At 38.9% G+C, this 21,416-nt stretch carries 18 protein-coding genes and 2 other annotated features; of the genes, 4 read left to right on the top strand and 14 right to left on the bottom strand.

Translation table 11 applies throughout. The annotated features are described in order from the left end of the window. Positions 1-237: 237 nt before the first annotated feature. Positions 238-3,093, top strand: a complete 2,856-nt coding sequence (locus tag AB1284_RS04510; protein ID WP_429751309.1) for a 2-oxoglutarate dehydrogenase E1 component — start codon at positions 238-240, stop codon at positions 3,091-3,093. 105 nt (positions 3,094-3,198) lie between these two features. Then, a complete protein-coding gene (gene odhB / locus AB1284_RS04505) occupies positions 3,199-4,446 on the top strand; it encodes a 2-oxoglutarate dehydrogenase complex dihydrolipoyllysine-residue succinyltransferase (protein WP_429751311.1) in 1,248 nt (415 codons plus the stop codon). Between the two features lie 47 nt (positions 4,447-4,493). Here the strand turns inward: odhB and AB1284_RS04500 are convergent, their stop codons facing one another. After that, entirely contained in the window at positions 4,494-5,063 is a 570-nt protein-coding gene (locus tag AB1284_RS04500) for a helix-turn-helix domain-containing protein (protein ID WP_429751313.1), read from the bottom strand. Positions 5,064-5,255: 192 nt separating this feature from the next. Here AB1284_RS04500 and AB1284_RS04495 point away from each other — a divergent pair, with 192 nt between their 5' ends. Further along, positions 5,256-6,182, top strand: a complete 927-nt coding sequence (locus AB1284_RS04495) for a DMT family transporter (protein WP_429751315.1) — start codon at positions 5,256-5,258, stop codon at positions 6,180-6,182. Positions 6,183-6,240: 58 nt separating this feature from the next. Next, positions 6,241-7,059, top strand: coding sequence for a hypothetical protein (locus AB1284_RS04490; protein ID WP_429751317.1), 819 nt, complete (start codon positions 6,241-6,243; stop codon positions 7,057-7,059). Between the two features lie 288 nt (positions 7,060-7,347). On the opposite strand, the gene AB1284_RS04485 is transcribed toward AB1284_RS04490, so the two are convergent. From AB1284_RS04485 to trpE, 13 genes are all read right to left on the bottom strand, one after another. Next, entirely contained in the window at positions 7,348-8,445 is a 1,098-nt protein-coding gene (locus tag AB1284_RS04485) for a hypothetical protein (protein WP_429751318.1), read from the bottom strand. Between the two features lie 83 nt (positions 8,446-8,528). Beyond that, entirely contained in the window at positions 8,529-9,599 is a 1,071-nt protein-coding gene (locus tag AB1284_RS04480) for a sensor histidine kinase (protein ID WP_429751320.1), read from the bottom strand. Positions 9,600-9,603: 4 nt separating this feature from the next. Beyond that, positions 9,604-10,314 (bottom strand): response regulator transcription factor, encoded by a 711-nt coding sequence (locus AB1284_RS04475; protein WP_429751322.1) that lies wholly within the window; start codon positions 10,312-10,314, stop codon positions 9,604-9,606. Between the two features lie 296 nt (positions 10,315-10,610). Continuing rightward, positions 10,611-11,945: an FAD-dependent oxidoreductase gene (locus tag AB1284_RS04470; protein ID WP_429751324.1), complete on the bottom strand. Its 1,335-nt coding sequence runs from the start codon at positions 11,943-11,945 to the stop codon at positions 10,611-10,613. Between the two features lie 77 nt (positions 11,946-12,022). Further along, positions 12,023-12,373 (bottom strand): GNAT family N-acetyltransferase, encoded by a 351-nt coding sequence (locus AB1284_RS04465; protein WP_429751326.1) that lies wholly within the window; start codon positions 12,371-12,373, stop codon positions 12,023-12,025. A 348-nt stretch (positions 12,374-12,721) separates the two neighbouring features. Further along, the gene (locus AB1284_RS04460; protein ID WP_429751329.1) at positions 12,722-14,218 is read right to left on the bottom strand and encodes an L-lactate permease; all 1,497 of its coding nucleotides are present in this window, start codon (positions 14,216-14,218) and stop codon (positions 12,722-12,724) included. Between the two features lie 170 nt (positions 14,219-14,388). Continuing rightward, positions 14,389-15,141 (bottom strand): tryptophan synthase subunit alpha, encoded by a 753-nt coding sequence (gene trpA, locus AB1284_RS04455; protein ID WP_429751330.1) that lies wholly within the window; start codon positions 15,139-15,141, stop codon positions 14,389-14,391. A 3-nt stretch (positions 15,142-15,144) separates the two neighbouring features. Further along, positions 15,145-16,338 carry a tryptophan synthase subunit beta gene (trpB, locus tag AB1284_RS04450; protein WP_429751331.1) on the bottom strand — a complete coding sequence of 398 codons (1,194 nt, stop codon included), beginning with the start codon at positions 16,336-16,338 and terminating at the stop codon, positions 15,145-15,147. Next, positions 16,335-16,943 carry a phosphoribosylanthranilate isomerase gene (locus AB1284_RS04445; protein WP_429751333.1) on the bottom strand — a complete coding sequence of 203 codons (609 nt, stop codon included), beginning with the start codon at positions 16,941-16,943 and terminating at the stop codon, positions 16,335-16,337. Before AB1284_RS04445 ends, trpB begins: the two co-directional genes overlap by 4 nt. Then, the gene (gene trpC / locus AB1284_RS04440; RefSeq protein ID WP_429751335.1) at positions 16,940-17,701 is read right to left on the bottom strand and encodes an indole-3-glycerol phosphate synthase TrpC; all 762 of its coding nucleotides are present in this window, start codon (positions 17,699-17,701) and stop codon (positions 16,940-16,942) included. The genes AB1284_RS04445 and trpC overlap by 4 nt, the downstream gene beginning before the upstream one ends. Further along, positions 17,702-18,727, bottom strand: a complete 1,026-nt coding sequence (gene trpD, locus AB1284_RS04435; RefSeq protein WP_429751336.1) for an anthranilate phosphoribosyltransferase — start codon at positions 18,725-18,727, stop codon at positions 17,702-17,704. Further along, positions 18,724-19,311: an anthranilate synthase component II gene (locus AB1284_RS04430; RefSeq protein ID WP_429751338.1), complete on the bottom strand. Its 588-nt coding sequence runs from the start codon at positions 19,309-19,311 to the stop codon at positions 18,724-18,726. Before AB1284_RS04430 ends, trpD begins: the two co-directional genes overlap by 4 nt. Further along, positions 19,308-20,726, bottom strand: coding sequence for an anthranilate synthase component I (trpE, locus tag AB1284_RS04425; RefSeq protein ID WP_429751339.1), 1,419 nt, complete (start codon positions 20,724-20,726; stop codon positions 19,308-19,310). Before trpE ends, AB1284_RS04430 begins: the two co-directional genes overlap by 4 nt. Positions 20,727-20,777: 51 nt before the next feature. Further along, positions 20,778-21,012 (bottom strand) — a binding site (T-box leader). Positions 21,013-21,054: 42 nt separating this feature from the next. Next, positions 21,055-21,293, bottom strand: a binding site (T-box leader). Positions 21,294-21,416: the final 123 nt, after the last annotated feature.

The following is a 21,416-nucleotide window of genomic DNA, read 5'->3' as shown; positions in this document are numbered from 1 at the left end:
CTAGAAATCATCCACATCTATGTTATGTAGCGATTTTTCCACACCCATTTACTAGATAATAGGAATAATCCTCTGGGTGATAAGTAATTGTGAATGTTTTTTTACAAAACAGATAAGTAATAACGTTTTGTATTATGTAAATTATCGTAATAACATAAGAAATATAAAATGAATTGCACTCGTTACTATTTCATTCATATTGAAAGAAACAGCCTAACGAGTAGGAGGTTTTGTCAAATGACGAGTAAGAATACAAATACAAACAACCCTTGGGCTAAGTTCCATGGTCCTAACCTTGGCTATGTCATTGAACAGTACGATCGTTATGTAGCTCAGGCAGGTTCTGTTGATCCGGAGTTAGAAGAGCTTTTTGCAAGATGGGGCGCTCCTCCTTTTCATGCAGACTTTACAAATGTAAACAGTAATGTCTCTAATTTTTCTTCTCAAAACAATACAGACATAGAAAAAGTTCTAAAAGCTGCAAAGGTTTTAGAAAATATTCGTTCATACGGTCACCTATCTGCACACATTAATCCGCTGGAGGAAAAAGTGGATGGGCAGTTTTCTTTAGAGGGCCTAGGCGAAAATGATTTGAAAGCGATTTCAGCAAAAATGGTTTGGGCAAACGCACCTGCAGATGTTCAAACAGCATTTGATGCCGTTAATAGATTAAAAGATGTTTATTCAAAATCTTTAGCTTATGAGTTCGCTCATGTACACGATAGCGAAGAACGTGCGTGGCTGCAAGAAATGGTGGAATCAACTTCTCTGTATCATCCATTATCAAATGAAAAACGAATTGCAGTCTTAAAACGATTAACAGCAGTCGAAGGTTTCGAGCAATTCTTGCATAAGACATTTGTCGGTCAAAAACGCTTTTCTATAGAAGGAGTTGACATGCTTGTCCCTATGCTTGATGAAATTATTTTTGAAGGCGCTAAGGGCGGCGTGAAGGATATTATGATTGGTATGGCTCACCGCGGACGTCTCAGTGTGCTTGCTCATACATTAGAAAAACCTTACAGTCACATGTTTACTGAATTTAAGCATTCAGCACCGATGCAAGACAAAGACAAGAACAATGTCGGCTGGACGGGAGATGTGAAGTATCATTTAGGTAAAGAGCAATTAATTGACTCTGAGGGTTCTCTTACTCGCGTTACATTAGCTAATAACCCAAGTCACTTAGAATTTGTAGACCCAGTTGTTGAAGGTTTTGCTCGTGCTGCTCAAGAGAATCGTGAGCAAGCAGGTTATCCCGAACAAGATGTTTCTAAATCTTTCGCAATTTTAGTACACGGTGATGCTGCGTTCCCTGGTCAAGGCATTGTACCTGAGACGCTGAACTTAAGCAGACTGAAAGGTTATCAAACAGGCGGCACAATTCATATTATCGCCAATAACGCAGTAGGATTCACAACTGATAGTTCTGATTCTCGTTCTACAAGATATTCTAGTGACCTTGCGAAAGGCTTCGACATTCCAATTGTGCACGTAAATGCTGATGACCCTGAAGCTTGTCTGATTGCAGCTACTCTTGCTTTCCAATACCGTACGCTGTTCAAAAAGGATTTCCTAATTGACTTAATCGGATATCGCCGCTTTGGTCATAACGAAATGGATGATCCAGCAGTTACACAACCGAAAGTATATAAAAAGGTTAGCAAGCACCCTACTGTAAGAGCTCTTTATGCTGAAGACTTACAAACGAAAGGCATTCTAAATGCTGACGAAGTAGAAACAATTACGCAATTTGTACAAGAACATTTGAAAGCTGAATATGCTCAAGTTTCTTCAGATAAAAAAGAAGTAAGTGCTAATATTCCAGTTCCAGAAGTAGTTTCTAATGGAATTCCACAAATGGTGACAGGTGTTCCATTAGAAACACTTCAAGAATTAAATACTAGTCTTCTGCAATGGCCGGAAGGTTTTAACGTATATCCAAAGTTGAAAAAAATTCTTGAACGCCGTGAAAGTGCATTTAAAGATGGCGGCAAGCTAGAATGGGCAAATGCCGAAGCGTTAGCGTTTGCTTCGATTTTACAGGACGGCACGCCAATTCGTCTAACAGGACAGGATTCAGAGCGCGGTACGTTCGCACAGCGTCATGTTGTACTACATGATACAGAAACGAACGAAACATATTCACCAATGCATCGTCTACCACAAGCTCGCGCTTCCTTCGCGGTTCATAATAGTCCGCTTTCAGAAGCTGCTGTTGTAGGATTTGAATATGGCTATAACGTATTTTCTCCTGAAACACTTACAATGTGGGAAGCACAATACGGAGACTTCTCCAATACAGCTCAAGCATTGTTCGATCAATTCGTTTCAGCAGGAAGAGCAAAATGGGGACAAAAATCTGGACTTGTTTTACTCCTTCCTCACGGTTATGAGGGGCAAGGTCCTGAGCATTCCAGCGCTCGTCCAGAACGTTTCTTACAGCTTGCTGCAGAAAATAACTGGACAGTTGCAAACTTAACAAGTGCAGCGCAATATTTCCATATTCTGCGCCGCCAAGCAGCAAGTCTTGGAACAGACTTTGTAAGACCATTAGTTATTATGACGCCAAAGAGCTTGTTACGTCATCCACTTACATCTTCACCTGCTTCTGAGCTAAGTGAAGGCAGCTTCCAAACGGTTGTAGAGCAACCAAACCTTGGAACAGAAACAAGTAAAGTGAAGCGTCTAGTATTATCTACAGGTAAAATGGCAATCGACTTAGCAGTAGATGTTGAATCTAACAAACAAGAGCATACGCTAGATGAAGTGCATATTGTTCGCGTTGAACAACTGTACCCATTCCCTAAAGAGAAAATCCAAGCAATCGCTCAGCGTTATGAAAACTTGGAAGAAATCGTATGGGTACAAGAAGAGCCAAGAAATATGGGCGCTTGGCATTATATCGCACCAATTTTATTCGAACTTGCTTCTGGCAATGTGAAAGTAAACTATATTGGACGTCTGGACCGTTCAAGTCCATCAGGTGGCGATCCACATGTTCATAGAAAAGAACAAGAGTTAATTATTAATCAAACACTTAATATCAATTTCAAGTTACAAGAAGAAAAAGACTTCGTTCACAATAAGTAATCAAATATTCCCATGAATGGGGGGCATTCCCCCATTCATGTTTAAAGAAGACTATCACAAAACATATCAAATCAATTGTTAGGCAAATAGGGGAGGACATTTAAAATGATCGAAATTAAAGTACCTGAGCTTGCAGAATCTATTACAGAAGGAACTATTTCACAATGGCTTATCAACGTAGGTGAAAAAGTTGAGAAAGGCGCAAGCGTTGTTGAGCTTGAAACAGATAAAGTCAATGTAGAAATCATTGCAGAAGATTCAGGTATTGTATCACAACTACTAGGTGAACCTGGGGATACAGTTGAAATTGGTGATGTTATTGCAATTTTAGATGCAAACGGAACTGCAGTAAGTACACCTGCTCCAGAACAGCCAAAACAAGAAGTTACTGAAGCACCAAAAGCTGAGGCTCCAAGTGCGGCGCCAAATAAAGCACCGATGCAAGGTCTTCCAAATACGGACCGCCCTATCGCATCACCTGCTGCTAGAAAAATGGCACGTGAATTAGGAATCGACTTAAATGAAGTACGCAGCACTGATCCACTTGGCCGTGTAAGACCGCATGATGTACAAGCACATGCTGCTGCACCAAAAGAACAACCAAAACAAGAAAAACAAAGTCCAAAACCAGCTGCAACTACTGAGTTTGATAAACCAGTTGAGCGCGTAAAAATGTCCCGCCGCCGTCAAACAATTGCAAATCGTCTTGTAGAAGTTCAACAAACGGCTGCAATGTTAACAACATTTAACGAAGTTGATATGACAGCTATCATGGAATTACGTAAAGAACGTAAAGATGCATTTGAAAAGAAACATGATGTTCGTCTTGGCTTCATGTCATTCTTCACAAAAGCAGTTGTAGCAGCATTAAAACAATTCCCATTATTAAATGCTGAAATTCAAGGTGATGAGCTTATCATTAAGAAATTCTATGATATCGGAATCGCTGTTTCAGCTCCAGAAGGCTTAGTTGTTCCTGTTGTACGCGATGCGAATAAAATGAATTTTGCTGAAATCGAAAGAGAAATTAGCGAACTTGGTAAAAAAGCTCGTGACAACAAACTTACTTTAAAAGAACTACAAGGCGGAACATTCACAATTACAAACGGAGGCGTGTTCGGTTCACTAATGTCAACACCAATCCTGAATGGACCACAAGTAGGTATCCTTGGTATGCATAAAATCCAAGTACGCCCTGTTGCTATCGATGCAGAGCGCATGGAAAACCGTCCGATGATGTACATCGCCCTTTCTTACGATCACCGCATCGTAGATGGAAAAGAGGCTGTTAGCTTCCTTGTTGCGGTTAAAGATATGCTTGAAGATCCAAAATCACTATTATTAGAAGGTTGATCATTTTATAGATTGTAGAACCCCCTTGCATTTGCAAGGGGGTTCTCTTAATTTCTACTCCCATAAGAAGGCGCTGTTAAAACAAACAAAACATTCACCATATCTTCAGTTTCATTTTTAAACTTGTGCTTCATAAAAGGAGGAATTCGAATGACATCTCCTTCTTGTAAAACATACTCTTCCCCCTCGAGTACAACACAAGCTGTTCCTCTCATGATAATGGCAATCTCTTCTTTATTGTGCTTGTAGTGGCTTTCTGTCGTTTGTGAATTTGGATTTAAATCCATCATTAATATTTCCACATTTGCTTTCATAAAATCTGGAGTTAATATATCGTAGACAATATGTTCATTATCCGAACGATATACCTTTTTTCGTTCCTCTTTTCTAACAATCAATGATTCATGGTCAATATCATTTACAAATAATGTGAACAGCGGTACATTTAAAGCTTTTGCAATGATTTTTAATACATTTAATGACGGATTTGCAAGTCCTCTTTCTAATTGACTAATTAAAGATGTACTTATGCCTGTTATTTCCGAAAATTCTCGTATACTATATCCCTTACTTTTTCTATATTCTAAAATTGTATTCCCTAAACTATAGTTTGACATCATTCAGCTCCTGATCGATTTTATTATTTTATTACAAATATACAATTACCGTTTAACATACTAAACATCGTCTTAATATATTGAACACTACACTCTCTGTTATATATACTATGATTAGTTAATTATAATAAACATTGTACAAAATAATAAACACTATATTTCCAAACTTTGAATCAATAGGAGGCCTTTACTTTGAATCAACCCCGCGCTCTTTTACTTTATTTGTTATTATTTTTCGGAGTTTTTGCTCTTTCAACATCAGCTATATTTGTAAAACTGTCTAGCGCTCCTGCACCTGTTATAGCCTTTTATCGGATGCTGTTCTCTACTATCCTTATATTACCTATGTTCTATTTTAATAAAAATGCTATGCAGGAAATTAGACATTTAACGAGAAAACAATGGATGCTAGGTAGCCTGTCTGGAGTTTTTCTTGCTATTCATTATATACTTTGGTTTGAATCTTTACGTTTTACCTCTGTAGCAAGCTCAACTGTACTTGTTACACTTCAACCCTTATTCGCATTCATTGGAGGGTACTTCCTTTTTGGAGAAAGATTAAGAGGCCTTGCAATTGGAGGTGGAATATTCGCTGTTGCTGGTAGTTTTGTAATTGGCTGGGGAGATTTCAAATTCGGCGGTACAGCCTTATTTGGCGACATTCTTGCCTTGCTCGGAGCTGCTACGATAACAGCTTATTTCTTAATCGGACAACACTTAAGAAAAAGTTTATCCCTATTCCCTTATACCTTTATCGGTTATGCAACTAGTTCTTTATTCCTATTTGCGTATTCATTTACTCTAGGATATCCTCTAACAGGTCACTCATCATATGACTGGCTATGGTTCTTCTGTTTAGCATGTATTTCAACATTACTTGGGCAAACAATTTTTAATTGGCTCATTAAATGGCTCAATACTTCAACAATCTCAATGAGTATATTAGGTGAACCAGTTGGGACATGTGTATTAGCTTATTTTATTCTGCATGAGGTAGTTACTGTTCAGCAATTGGTAGGAGCTAGTATTATATTAACGGGTATCTTTTTATTCTTAATGTACAATAAGCCTGTAAAGTTAGAAAACAAAACGAGACATACAAAAATAACAGTAGACTAACACTATGAAGTTATCGTAATCTACTATCTATAAACTAACATATAGACAAGGTGACAAAATGGAATTAGGAAACTTCTTTTTTAATACGCTTATGACTACCTTTATACAGTTAGCTTCATTAGTAGGATGTATTATTTTAGTTGGATTTGTATTAGGATATTTAGAAAATCGTTCACGAACATATTGGACAAGAGCTTTTGGAAGAAATGGATTCCTCTTAACCTCATGGATTGGAACACCCATTCACGAATTTGGACATGCCTTTATGTGCATCTTATTTCGGCATAAAATCGTGGGTATTCAATGGTTTCCAACGAATACAAGTAATGGGTATTTAGGATATGTACAGCACGAATATAACCCGAAAAGTATCTATCAAAAAATAGGTAACTTTTTCATCGGTGTTGCTCCTATTTTTTCAGGAATTGCAGCGCTAGTTGGCTTAATGAATTGTCTTGTCCCCCACTCATACTCTGTATTTATGAATGGTGTTGAAACAAATATTCAACCAAACGACGCTCTGAGTGATATGATCAAACACACTGTATTATCTTCTATCCTATTATTAAAAAGTATTTTTACTATTAGTAATCTATTAAATCCTTACTTTTGGATCTTTCTTATCCTAGCAATTTGCATCTCTACACATATTGCCTTAAGTAAACCTGACATACAAGGTGCATTAGATGGACTGATTACAATCTTCTTGCTCCTATTTCTCTTTAACGTTATAGGAGGCCTTCTTCACTTTGATAGTCATACAATTATCGCAAATATAGCGAAATATAACGCTTACTTCCTTGCTTTTTCTAGCATCGCTATTTTATTTTCTTGCGTCACTCTTGCCATCAGCTATATTCTTTACCGAATAAAGTGAAACTTCCATCAGTGGAGGGGTTTTTCATCCTCACTGATGGAAAGACTGCCCAATCGTGCTTTTACGGGCAGTTATCCCCCACCTATCTTTCTCGTTTTTCTTTGAATCTTGAGGTAGGGGTCTTACCGCCCACGAATAGCGGGATAAAATGTAAATGCATCTAGCTAGATATTCACACACTAAAAAATAAGAGAAATTGCCCTACATCTGCCCCTTTTAGATTAGATGTAGGGCATTTTTTTCATGTTTTGACAAACAACAGTGAGATATACCTGTCCCTGTCCCCTCCTATTGACCGCAATAATTGCAGTGCCCCTTCCTTTTGTAATAATAGAAAATTGTAGCCACTCCCAACGCGATTCCCCAAATTGGAAATAACAAGAGAGGCGTTGATGCTCCCCAATTCTGAAAATTTCTGCTAAAAGAGAAATCAAGGGCAATCTGAATACCGGCAACGGTTAACATTATGGAGACAAATCCAGCAGGAATGATGGCCAGAGCAGGAGGTACGCGCTTCCCAGCCAAAAACGGAATCCAACGAGGGAAGATTTCTCCCCACGGATTTATAAGTCCGCGGGTAAGAATGGCTCCACTAATCGATACCAAAGCTAGACCCGCCCCAGCCCATACAGCCCCTGAATCTTGAAGGCTTTGAAATAATTCCTTTGTAATTCCTAGAGGTATTCCCAACAGCCATGCAATGCGGGTAATATCGTAATAAGCAGGAGCAAGGATCGCAACATAAGTTGCTAATCTTCCCCAGCGCGCCGCAGAATCGGAAGCGGTCCAACGCCTCGTGCCATTTTTATGCCCACAATATATGCAAGCATCTCTGGATTGGCGCTGAAAGGACAAGGCCGTCGCTGCCCATAGCACTCCTCCTACAAGGCAAATAAATTGATTTACCACCGGCCATGTGATGTGATCAAAATAATGTAACGATAGCCCGAAAAGAGTCCCAATTAAGCAAATAGGAGCATAAGCTACTAACATAATTGGGCGGGTATCTGGTATTGTAAAGCAAAGAATCATCGCGACGCTCCAAGCATAAAAAATTAGAATCGTTCGGATAAAACCACGCACTTTGAATTTGAACATAAAAAGCACTACCACGCCAAAAAAACAAAGAATAGCAATAACTGGCCCTGCATCATTAGCTGTAACGTGTCTAAAAACTGAATGTAACGCATTCGGATCGTTCATCAAGCCTAATGGAAAGCCTGAACCTCCAAGCGACCAATACATCCCCAACATACCATAAATGAGCGTCCAAATGATTGCTGCATATCGAATCCATTCTGGCCAACGCCTCCACCAGCGAAGCAATGCATGTTTCGCTCCAGTCATCTTGGGATGAGATGCAGTATTCAAATTTACAGGATTCATGAAGATCACAACTCCTTATATGCTATTTCTTTTAGTATATGGTGCGCTAGTAAACAGGAGGTAAACGGCCGATTAATTTCATCCTAAATTTGCGCCAATAACAACCTAATCGACAGAGAAGTCCCTTCGTTCGGCTTACTGATGACGATTAATTTTCCACCATGGGCTTCAATTAGTTGCCTCGCAATGGACAGTCCCAAGCCCGAGCGCTCGGAGGGTATTATTACTGCTTCTCTTTTTACAAACGACTCACTAAATCCAATCCCGTTATCTTTAATCTGGATTTCCACCATCCGGTCATAAAGCTGCGAAATACAAATCGCAATCTCGGTGCCTTCTGGATTATGAACGACGGCATTGACAAGTAAATTACGGATAGCGCGTGTCAACAGCTTTGGATCGCAGGTTATAAAAATTTGTTCTGTCTCCGAATCCATCATGAACAGATGGCCGGTCGCCCAAGGTGCACTACTGACATCCGCCATTGCTCTGCGTACGAGTTCAACTATATCCACTTCCTCGATCTTTAGAGGAATCTGGCCTTGAATCGTTTCATTAAGATCTTGCACCATTTCTTTTAGGTGAGCCGATTTCTGTTGAATGATAGATAAGAATTCCCTCTGTTCCGCTTTACTCCATTGATACTCCGTATTTATCAGCATGGTGGAATAACAGGATATGTAAGTTAATGGTGTTTTTAAATCATGCGATATCCCTCGGATCCATTCTTGTTTCGCTTGTTCCGACTCCCGCAACTCTTTTTCGTTTTTTTGGAGTGTGCTCCCAAGCATCCGTAAATGCTCGAATACTTCCTTATAGACTGCATATGGAAATTTCAACGTTCCGCTTTTACGAGAGTGGATCTTATCCCAGCGCATAGGAAAATCATATTGACCGTTTGCCAAACGTCTAATCCAAACAATAATGAAATAAATCGGCTTCCCAAGATACCACCCAATCAGAAGCAGGGTCAGAAGAAAAAGTAGGGCGCACACCACTAATACATAAAGCGTAAAGATGTCTGAACTGTTTCCATCTGTGATTGTTTGTGGCCAAAAAAGCCAAGATGTCCCGATGACAATTATTTGAATACAAACAAACAGAAAAAAGAAAGCCATTAGCAGTTGCAATGCTATACGAAGCATAACGTTCATTGTTCTAACCTCCCGCGGGTGGAACAAATTTATATCCGATTCCTCTCAAGGTAACAATCAACTTAGGATTGGACGAATCAGCCTCAAGTTTCTTTCTGAGTCTGGAAATGTGGATAACGACTGTTTTCTCATCTCCTTGCACCATTGTCCCCCACACTTGCTCATATAACTGCTGGGCGGTAAATACCTGATTTGGATGTTTACAAAAATAGAGAAGTAGTTCAAGTTCTTTAGCCGGACAAGGAGTATCTACATTGTTAACGATAAGTTGACCGGTAGTACGGCTAACCGAAAAAGTATTATACTGATACAAATCCTCAGCGCTTACAACATCAGACGCATAGAGAGTGCTCCGTCTCAAATGTGCCTGAATTCGTGCAATAACTTCCATCGGATTGAACGGTTTGGTTACATAATCATCCCCGCCTAAATACAGCCCCTGCAACTTATCCAAATCACTAGAACGGGCGCTAAGAAATAGAATAGGGGTTCTTATGGTTTTGCGTAACTCCATACATAAAGAAAATCCGTCCATATCAGGAAGCATGACATCAAGCACAATTATATCAAAGCGTTTTGTTCGAACAGCCATGAGTGCATCAGCAGCGGAACTGGCTTTAGTAACATGGATATACCCTTCTTTTCTAAGAAGATTCTCAAGCATAGTTAAAATGCCTTCCTCGTCATCAACCACTAATATCGCTTCATTCCGCATAATTCCAACCACCTTCCCAAAGGGTGAATTCACATAAAATAAAAATCTTTGTTTAAGGATGTTATTGAACTTCTTAATTTAAATAATTTTACCCATAAGCATACGAAGGAAATATAATCTAAGGCTAAAGAAGAGTAGTAGAAGTTAGTATTCTATTATTTTATCATTGTAAGAATACAACCTTATCAAGATTAAAGAGGTAATACGAATTGATTACATGCATCACAGCAGGAAGATTGAGCACTAAGAGGGGAAGCAATTTCAGAAATAAAGCATCTCTTGATAAAAGAGATGCTTTATTCTACCCTTCTTGCTGCTTGCTGCAACGGATCCCACACACTGTTGTAAGGAGGAGAGTAACTTAAATCTACGTCTTCTAAATCGTGAATCGACATTTTATGGAACAGTGCCATCGCCAGTACATCTACTCTTTTATCCACGCCCTGCTCTCCTATAAACTGTCCGCCTAACAATTGCTGTGTATCTGTTCGATACAATAATTTCACGTGCAGTGGTTTCTTACTCGGATAATACCCCGCTATGTTTGTCGCATCAATTTTTACAATTTCATATGGTATTTGCAATTGTTTCGCTTCTTTTTCATTCAAACCTGTTCGGCCTAATGTTATATCCATAAATTTCATAATCGCTGTCCCCACAATCCCTTTAAACGCTCTTCGTTTATCAACCATGTTCAGTCCTGCAATTCGTCCTTGTTTGTTTGCTGTTGTTCCAAGCGGGATATGGTCATGTTTTTCTTTTATAATGTGGTACTGCGTAGCACAGTCTCCTGCTGCATAAATGTCCTCTATATTTGTTTGCATATAAGCGTTAACTTGGATAGCACCTTTTTGATTTTTAATTATTCCTGTCCCTTCTAGAAAATCAGTATTTGGTTTGACTCCAACTGATACTAAAACAAGATCTGTTTTGTACATTCCTTTATCTGTTTCCACAGATTCAACATGTTCTTTTCCTTGAAACGATTTTACATTTTCATCTGTAAGTATCTCAATGTTATGCTTTTTCGCTTCTTCATGAATGTATGCTGCCATATCCTCATCGAACACGGTACCCACATGTTGATTCCGTTCAATCATACGCACTTTTTTACCGAGTTCAACAAATGTCTCTGCCATTTCGAGACCGATTGGCCCGCCGCCAATTATCGTAACATGTTCAACTTCCTTAGTGTGAAGTGTCTCCATAATTCGCTTTGCATCCGGAATCGTTTTTAATACATGAACCCCTTGTAATTTACTCCCCCTCCAGTCCGGCATAATCGGACGCACTCCCGTTGCAATTAATAAACGGTCATATTCATATTCAAACGGTTGTGATGTTTGCGTATGTATGCCGCACACTTTTTTACTTGCTGGATCTATACGCGTAACTTCATGATACACTTTGGCATCAATGTGATACTTGTTCCGAAATACATCAACGTCCCTGGCAATTAGTTTTTCAGTAGACTCAATCACTCCGCTAATCGCATAAGGAAGACCGCACTGCGCATACGAATATATGCCGCATTTTTCTAAAGTTATTACACTTGCTTCTTGGTCATTCCGAACAATTTGCATTGCTGCACTCATTCCGGCTGCATCTCCGCCTATAATAACGTATTTCACCATACCACTCCTTATCATCATCTATCGTTTACATTTCCCATATTTTTCATTTATCAGTCATTTTTTTATATTCTTCATTAACATTGTGAGCCCTTTTTTAACAGCAGTTTATACAAACATTCACCTTCAATCATTCTTCCGGCATCTTCAAACCCAATACTTTCATACAGTTGTTTTGCAACTAGATTTTTCGGTGCAAAAGATAAAAAAATTTCATTACAATTAGCATCTTTTCTCAGCTCTTCTATTACATGTAATAGCGCTGTCCTCCCGTAACCTTTTCCTTGATATTTATGATCGATCATGAGTCTGCATATTTCAAAAAAGTTATGTTGTTCACAATATCCATACATTGTAAATCCGACCATTGTTTCATCGTTGTATATTGCCTTTGTAATCCAGCCTTTTTGAACTTTCGATTGTGCCAATGATAAAGTGAAACTTTCCTCAACGAACGGTTTTCTCGTTGAGGATTAGTTGAACCAATCGGGCTTTTACGGGCAGTTGTCCCCAATCTACCTTCTTCGCTTTCCTCTGCCTCTTGAGTTTAGGATCTTACTGCCCGTTAATGCGGGATAAAGCATTTGAAGCAACAAACTCTTCACAAATAAAATGTTTGTCTTCTTTATTTGTGGTTAAGAATATACACTCTAGCCAATTCTCATTTGTAATATCTTGCAAGCTTATACTCATCCCATGCTCACTCTCTCTTCTTTAGTCTACAAAATTATATATTTCTACAAACAAAACACTTCTCCTATAAGAGAAGCGTTTCTTTACATAATAAGATGCCACACCAAAACCTCTCCTACCACAATCAAAACAGCTCCAAAAATCATAAGCGTCGTCTTCTTCAATAACTCATTTTCCCGAAATGGAATGTTACATAAATAAGCGCCAAGCGTAATTCGTGATGGACAAGCAATTGTAGCAAAAGAAGAACTTGTATTTTGCACCGTTGTGACAAATTGCCACGGAAGTCCCACATTTTGCGCTGTCTGCATTTGTAATTTAATAAACATGGCGTTTGACCCGGCATTACTTCCCGTTAAAAAACCGCCAATACCACCGATAAATGGTGCGACAAAAACAAACATCATTCCAAATGTATGGCCAGCTGCTTCCGCCAATAACATATGCATACCTGATGCACCCATTAGTTCAGAAATAGCAATAAACATTGTCGTTGTAATCGCAAATGGGATCCATTGTTTCACTGTTTGCTGCAATGACTGCTTTATTATAATAGAAGGAACTCGTAAGAAAATAATGGTAAATAAACACGTAATCCCAAGCCAAAACCCTGGTGAATACAATAATTCAAGTTTATAAGAGTATGATGGCAGATTAATAACAGCATATGATTGTAACGCACTATGTAACGATGGAACTAAGCGAGAGAGTAATATACATACTGTTAAAAATAAATACGGACTAATTATTTTGGCAATGGAAACTTCCTTCTGCTGAGCGGCGGCATGTTCTGAGTACACTTCCTTCTGTTGCCTTGCCGTCATTTTAATGATGATAAATCCAAATGTTATCGTTACAATTGCACTTAAAATCCCAGCTAATTCAACGCTCACATATGCATTAGACAAATAAATAGATAACGAGAATAATAGAAAAAATCCCATTGCTTCTTTCCATTTTTGTGCCACTGCAGACCAGCCACCAACTATATATAAAGAAAGCATGATAAAATACGCAAATATCGGAATACTTAATAACGCTGTACCAGATCCAAGTTGTACTAAAGGTATACCAATAAGCCCTGATCCAATAATTGTTCCCGTTGCCATCGCTCCCCATGAGCTTGCTAATAAACCGATAAACGAAAGTAAAACTGCTTGGAATGGCTTATAACCAAGCGAAATAAAAATAGGAGCTGCCACCATAAAGCCAATTCCAAAGCCGCTTACTGATTCAATAAGCGGACAAATCCCAAAACACATGAGGAGCATTTGCAATAAACGGTCATGTGTAACATGTTCCATAAAACGAGCAACTTGATTGATATACCCCATTTTATTCATAAGGTGAAATAAAAAAATGCCGAAGAATAAAACATATCCGACGATAAAACAAATTAAACCGCCTTTAATTGTTGCATGGACAACCTCACCAATTTGCAATCGAAACGCGGGTGTTAATAAAACGATTCCAATACATACAACATAAGAAATTAATGAGGCTTTAAGCGATGTTTGCTTGAAGACAAATAAACAAATAAAAATCATTACAATCGGAATAAGAGCTAACAATACTGTCATACAATCATCTCATTTCTTAGAGGATACAATTGTATCCATTATATAATAGAAGAAAGAATTTTCAATTAATTTAAAACCCTTTTTATCAGCAATAATACAAAAAAGAAGCTACCTTAATAGCAGCCTCTCTCTTCTATCCCGCTATTCGCGAGCAGTAAGATCCCCTCACTTTATTTTACCGCAGCAATGAGCTCACGAATTTCATCTTGCTTTTCATTTTCTAACAGCTCAATCACTTTACTTCCAACGACAACTCCGTCGCATACTCTAATCATTTCTTCTATGTGCTCAGCCTTTGATATGCCAAACCCCGCAACTACTGGAAGATGTACATGCGCTTTTACTTTTTCTAAGTAACTATGAATTTCCTGCTTAAAGTCACGCCTAACCCCAGTAACCCCCGCTACCGTTACTGCATATACAAACCCTTGTGATTCACTTGTAATCTTTTGAATGCGTTCAATCGGACTTGTTACAGTAACAAGTGGAATTAAAGCAATATTTGCATCACGAAGAAGCGGTGCAATCATATCTTGTTCTTCATATGGCAAGTCTGGAACGATAATTCCATCTACACCAGCTTCAAGACAACTTCCTATAAACCGTTCTTTTCCAAATGCTAAAATTGGATTTAAATAGGTCATAAGTACAAATGGAATATTTACTTCTTGTCTTACTTCCGCTAATGCCCGGAAAATTCCACTAAGCGTTGTTCCATTTTCTAACGCTCGTTTTCCAGCTCTTTGAATCGTTGGTCCATCTGCAACTGGATCAGAAAAAGGAATGCCAATTTCAATAATGCTTGCCCCGGCTTCATCTAAAAAACGAATTTGTTCTTGTAAATCACCATCTCCACCCATTACGTACGGGATGAATGCTTTTTTCCCATTTTGAAATGCTGCAGTAATTCTTTCTACTCCCATCATTTACACCTCTTCCATATAACGTTTTATACTTTCAACATCTTTATCTCCGCGTCCTGATAAACAAATGACAAGTCCCTCATCACTTTTCATGGTCTGCGCTAATTTAAGTGCATACGCCACTGCATGTGAGCTTTCTAATGCTGGTATAATTCCTTCTTTTTTCGTTAACAACTGAAAGGCATGCAGCGCTTCTTCATCTGTTATTGAATGATAAGATACACGGCCGATATCTTTTAATAAGCTATGCTCTGGACCAACACCCGGGTAATCCAATCCTGCCGAAATCGAATGCGCCTCTTGAATTTGTCCCTCCTCATTTTGCAGAAGATACATCATAGATCCGTGCAAAACGCCAACGCTTCCTTTCGTTAATGTTGCCGCATGCTTCCCTGTATGAACCCCTTTACCTGCTGCTTCTACGCCGTAAAGAGCAACTTCTTCATCTTGTACAAATGGATAAAACATTCCCATCGCATTACTGCCGCCGCCAATGCAAGCTACAACTGCTTCTGGTAATTTTCCCTCCAGCGCTGCATATTGCTTCTTCGTTTCCTTACCGATAACACTTTGGAAATCACGTACGATTTGCGGAAACGGATGCGGTCCAAGGACAGATCCCATTACATAGTGCGTATCATGTACATGTGCAACCCAGTAGCGAAGTGCCTCATTTACTGCATCTTTTAACGTCCCGCTTCCTGCTGCGACGCTTTCAACTTTTGCACCTAATAATTCCATCCGAAAAACATTTAGCTTTTGGCGTTTCACATCCTCTTCTCCCATGAAAATAACGCACTCTAAACCGAGCAGGGCACATACAGTTGCTGTCCCTACCCCGTGCTGACCAGCCCCAGTTTCCGCCACAACTTTTTTCTTACCCATTCGCACCGCAAGAAGCGCTTGCCCAATTGTGTTGTTAATTTTATGAGCTCCTGTATGATTTAAATCTTCTCGCTTTAAATAAATTTTGGCTCCGTCGCAATACTTCGTAAGATTTTCCGCAAAATACAGTGGTGTTTCTCTCCCGACATATGTTTGTAAATAATGATCTAACTCTTGCCTAAATGCTTCATCTTGCATTGCTTCTTTATATGCTTCTTCTAACTCTAAAACAGACTGCATTAACGTTTCTGGGACGTAACGTCCTCCATAAATCCCGTAATGACCTTTTTCATCTGGATATGCGTATTTCATCTGTAACACTCCTTCGCTTTCGTTATAAATTTTTTTATTTTCTCGATATCTTTTTTTCCATCTGTTTCTACACCGCTGCTCACGTCAACCATATATGGCTGAACAATTTCAATCGCTTCTGTAATATTTTCAAGGTGTAATCCCCCAGCTAATATACATTTTTTTTCAATCGTATTTGACCGTAATAACTCCCATGAAAATGTTTTGCCATTTCCACCATGAAACTTTTCTTTTGGACTATCAAATAATATAAAATCAGTTTCATATTCTTGTGCTCGTTTTATATCTTCGCTCGAACTTACACCAATCGCTTTCATAGACGGAATATTCAATCTTCTGATATGATGATTTTCTTCATCCCCATGCAGTTGTACATGTGTTAAACCACAATATGTTGCTATTTTCTGGATTACGTCAATTGACTCATTTACGAAAACGCCAACTTTCATCACACTCACCGGAAGCTCTTCGATAATTTGTTTTGCCTGCTCTGGCGCAATTTCCCGTTTACTTTTCGCAAATACAAATCCGATGGCATGAGCGCCATATTCACAGGCTATTTTTGCTGTTTCTACATCGGTAATACCACAAATTTTTACTTTCATATCGTCACCTGCAGTGATTGAAAAAGGTCTCCGACAGACGGTGCTGTCATAAACGCTTCTCCGACAAGAATTCCTTTTGCACCAGCTTGCTTAACACGTACAATATCTTCTTTCGTATGAATACCGCTCTCGCTAATCCAAAATACGTTTTGTTCATTTAACCGTTCCCCAAGCTGTTCCGTTGTACGTAAATCAACTTCAAATGTTTTCAAATTCCGGTTGTTCACTCCAATGACATCAGGATTTAGCTCTAATGCTATTTCTAACTCCTCTTCATTATGAATCTCTACAATTGCTTCTAAGCCGAGTTCCTTTACATACTTATACAGTTCGAATAATTTTTCCTTCGTTAATGCAGCAACTATAAGTAAAATGAGATTTGCTCCCGCATCATATGCCCGGTCAATTTGGATTCTATCAATAATAAAGTCTTTACATAAAAGCGGTACATTCACATGTGCTCTTGCCGTTTCTAAATCATGAAAAGAGCCTTTAAAAAATTGACCATCTGTTAAAACAGAGATTGCTCCTGCACCGTTTGTTTCATAAAGCTGAGCTTGTTTGGCGACATCTACAAGTAAGTTAATATCCCCTTTAGACGGTGAAGCACGTTTTATTTCTGCAATCACAATAAATTGCTGCAGCGTTTCTACAAGAGAATATGATTTACGCATTTTCTTCACTGGTGTATACGTTTCATATAACACTTCTATTTCTTTCTTTTTTTGTTCGATAATTTTCGTTAAAATTGTTTCCATTTAGTTCACCCTCTCTAGCTTTTGATTACTTGCAGCGATTAATAAATTTAATTTCTCTAACGCCTTTCCAGAATCAATACTATGAGCCGCTAAGCGAATACCATCTTTAATTGTTCCTGCTTTTCCGTTTGCAAAAAGAGCAAGACCTGCATTTAATAACACCGTATCACGGTATACACTGTTTTCTCCTTGCAGCACGTTTAATGTAATATTGGCATTTTCTTTCGCGTCTCCACCTCGAATCGCTTCGTTTTTCACACGTGAAAATCCATACTCTTCTGGGGAAATACTTACTTCGATAATCTTGTTATCTTTTAAAATTGCTGCGTGATTTTCTCCTTGCAAAGATGCTTCATCTAAAAACCCGCTCCCATTTACAACAATTGCTTGTTTTCTCCCAAGCTTTTGCAATACCTTTGCCACTGGAAGTAACATCTCTCGTTTATAAATACCAACGAACTGTGTTTCTAAGTCAATTGGATTTGTAAGTGGCCCAATCAAGTTAAAGATTGTTGGAACATTTAATTCTTTTCTTACTTTCATAATGCGGCGCAGTGCCGGATGCATCGCCGGTGCAAATAGAAAAGCAATCCCAACTTTCTCTAACAAATAATCAATTTGCTTCGGCGAACATGCAATGTTTACACCGAGCTCCTCTAATAAATCTGCACTTCCCGTTTTACTAGAAACGGCACGATTACCATGTTTCGCAACCTTTACGCCGGCACCAGCAAGTACGAAGGCTGATGTTGTACTCACATTAAATGTTTGCGCTCCATCACCGCCCGTTCCGCAATTGTCCATCGCACCTACAATATGATTAGAAAATGGCAATGCTTTTTCACGAAGAGCGCGAACAAGGCCGTATATTTCATCTGCCGTTTCTCCCTTTACTTTTAACACTGCTAAAAAAGCAGCAATTTCACTCTCTAAAATATCCTCGCTTAATAATGCAATACCCGCTTCATACATTTCATGTTCTGTTAAATTTTTCCTCTCTACTAATTTTCGAAGATAGCAATTCATACTCTCTCCACCTCTTTCACATGAGATAAAAATGCCTGTATTAATTTCCCGCCTTCTTCCGTTGCAATTGATTCCGGATGAAATTGTAATCCGAAAAGTGGATAATAGTGATGTCGAACTGCCATGATTTCCCCGTCATCCATCGCTGTCGCTAATACATCAAAACAATTAGGAAGCGTATGCTGCTTTGCTACGAGTGAATGGTAACGCATCGCTGTCAGCGGCTGTTTTATATACGAGAATATTGATGTACCATTATGCTTCACAAGTGACGTTTTTCCGTGTTTAATCCTCTCTGCTCGCACAATTTCTCCGCCGAAAGCAGTAACAATCGCTTGATGCCCAAGGCAAATACCAAGAATCGGAATGCTTTTATAAAAATGTTGAATTACTTCAATACAAATCCCTGCATCTTCTGGTCTGCCAGGTCCTGGAGAAAGAATAATTGCTTGCGGCTTCATTTCCTCCAATTCTTTAATCGTCACTTTATCATTACGCAGCACAACGATGTTCTCTCCGCTGGAACCTAACAATTGATACAAGTTATATGTGAATGAATCATAATTATCAATAAGAACAATCATTTCATTACCTCCAAGAGCGCTTTTGCTTTATTTAATGTTTCTTCATATTCGGCTACGGGATTCGAATCATACACAATGCCAGCCCCTGCCTGTACATATGCTTTCTCATCTTTTACAACCATTGTTCGTATCGCAAGTGCCATATCCATATTCCCCGAGAAAGAAATATAGCCAATTGCTCCGGCATACACATTTCGTTTTTCCGTCTCTAATTCATTTATAATTTCCATTGCCCTAATTTTTGGAGCTCCCGATACAGTTCCTGCTGGTAAACAATATGCCAACGCATCAAAGCAATTCATGTTTTTTCGCAATGTTCCGGAAACTTCAGATACAATATGCATCACATGCGAATACTTCTCAATCTTCATATATTTATCTAATTGAACTGAACCAATCTCACTCACCCGGCCAATATCATTACGCCCTAAATCTACAAGCATCATATGCTCCGCTTGCTCTTTCTCGTTTGTAAGCAGTTCCTTCGCTATCTTTTCATCCTCTTCTTTCGTTTTTCCGCGCGGCCTTGTTCCGGCGATTGGATTCGTCATGACCTTTTCATCTCGTACAGAAAGCAAGCTTTCCGGTGAAGAACCGAGTACAACATAATCTTGAAAATCAATATAAAACATATAAGGAGATGGATTCGCAGTGCGAAGCCGGCGATATAACGCAAATGGATTTCCTGTAAAATCACTTTGCAAACGCTGTGATAGCACAACTTGAAAGATATCTCCTGCCCGAATATGTTCCTTTGCCTGTTCAACCATTTCGTAAAACCTTGCTTCTGTTACAGAAGATGTAAAGAATAAAGAAACAGACGGTTCTTTCACATATTCTTCTGATTCATGTAACAATGCCTGTTTATATACTTGCAGCTGCTCGTAAACTTCTTCATACGAGTCCGTATCATCGCCTTGGTACACATATACAAACGATAGCTTTTGTCGCAGATGATCATATACAACAAACATACGATAAAGCAGCACATGCACTTCTGGAATATTTAATGGGTCAGACAACATTTCTCCAATATCTTCGTATTGCCGAATGACATCATAGCCAATATAGCCAACTGCTCCTCCGCAAAACGGAAATGGACTCTCAACTTGATTTGGTGCAAGTGTTCTTTCCAGTTCCTTTAATACGTTTCCGTTTAGCTTTTCTGTCACATCATTTATCGTAATCTCTATTTCTTTGCCAATACTTTTGATTTCTCCGTAAGGATCACACCCTAAATAGGAATAACGCCCTTTATCTTGATGAAGCTGCGAGCTTTCGAGTAAAAATTTTTTCTCACCTTTCATACGGCGATATAAAGCAATTGGTGTCAAACTATCGCCTTCTTCCTCTTGAATAACAAGAAAAGGTTTCCCTTGTTGTTTTCGCATCATAAATTGTTCTTTCGTTATCATCACTGTCACCTCTCTGCCTAAAATAAAAAAGTCCCCTGCATATGGATATATGCAGAGGACGATAAAATTACCGCGGTACCACCTCTTGTTGGATGCAAAGCATCCCGCTTTTTCAGGTACAATATTATACCCAATCCTTGTAACGGCGGAACCCGGGTTGCCTACTTATCGTTCAGCATACCTCTCGTAAGCCCATTCCGTACTTGGCACCGCACCGGGCTCTCACCTACCCCCGGCTCTCTGGAACGTCTCCAATGTACGTACTCTTCTTACTCATCGATTTATCATATTCATTTTTTTCTATACAAAAAGGGAGTACTCATCCTATAAAAAGGACGGGTACTCCCGTGGTGCCACCTTAATTCGTTACAAAAGTAACGCACTTTTCCGTATCGAAATACAATACGTGTCTCTTGTAACGATGAGATCTTTTCGCCAAAGCCTACTTCTTTCGTTTCGGTTTGGAAGCTCCGAAGCCCATTCCATATTACTTTCATACTGATTCGCACCAACCATCAGCTCTCTGTCATGTCCGTAATATGTACTCTTCTTCATCAACGCTCACGTTTTTAAATTTGAACTCATTATATGCCTTTCTTTTTTTAGAAGTCAACACTTTCCGAAAAATTTTTTTATTCATACGTTAAATATTATATTGACAAAACATCTCATCTTTATGTAAAAATAATA

Source organism: Bacillus sp. S2(2024) (assembly GCF_050474045.1).
Classification (GTDB): Bacteria; Bacillota; Bacilli; order Bacillales; family Bacillaceae_G; genus Bacillus_A; species Bacillus_A yunxiaonensis.
Note: the sequence above shows the minus strand (reverse complement) of the source record. Positions and strands in the feature narration are given on the sequence as shown.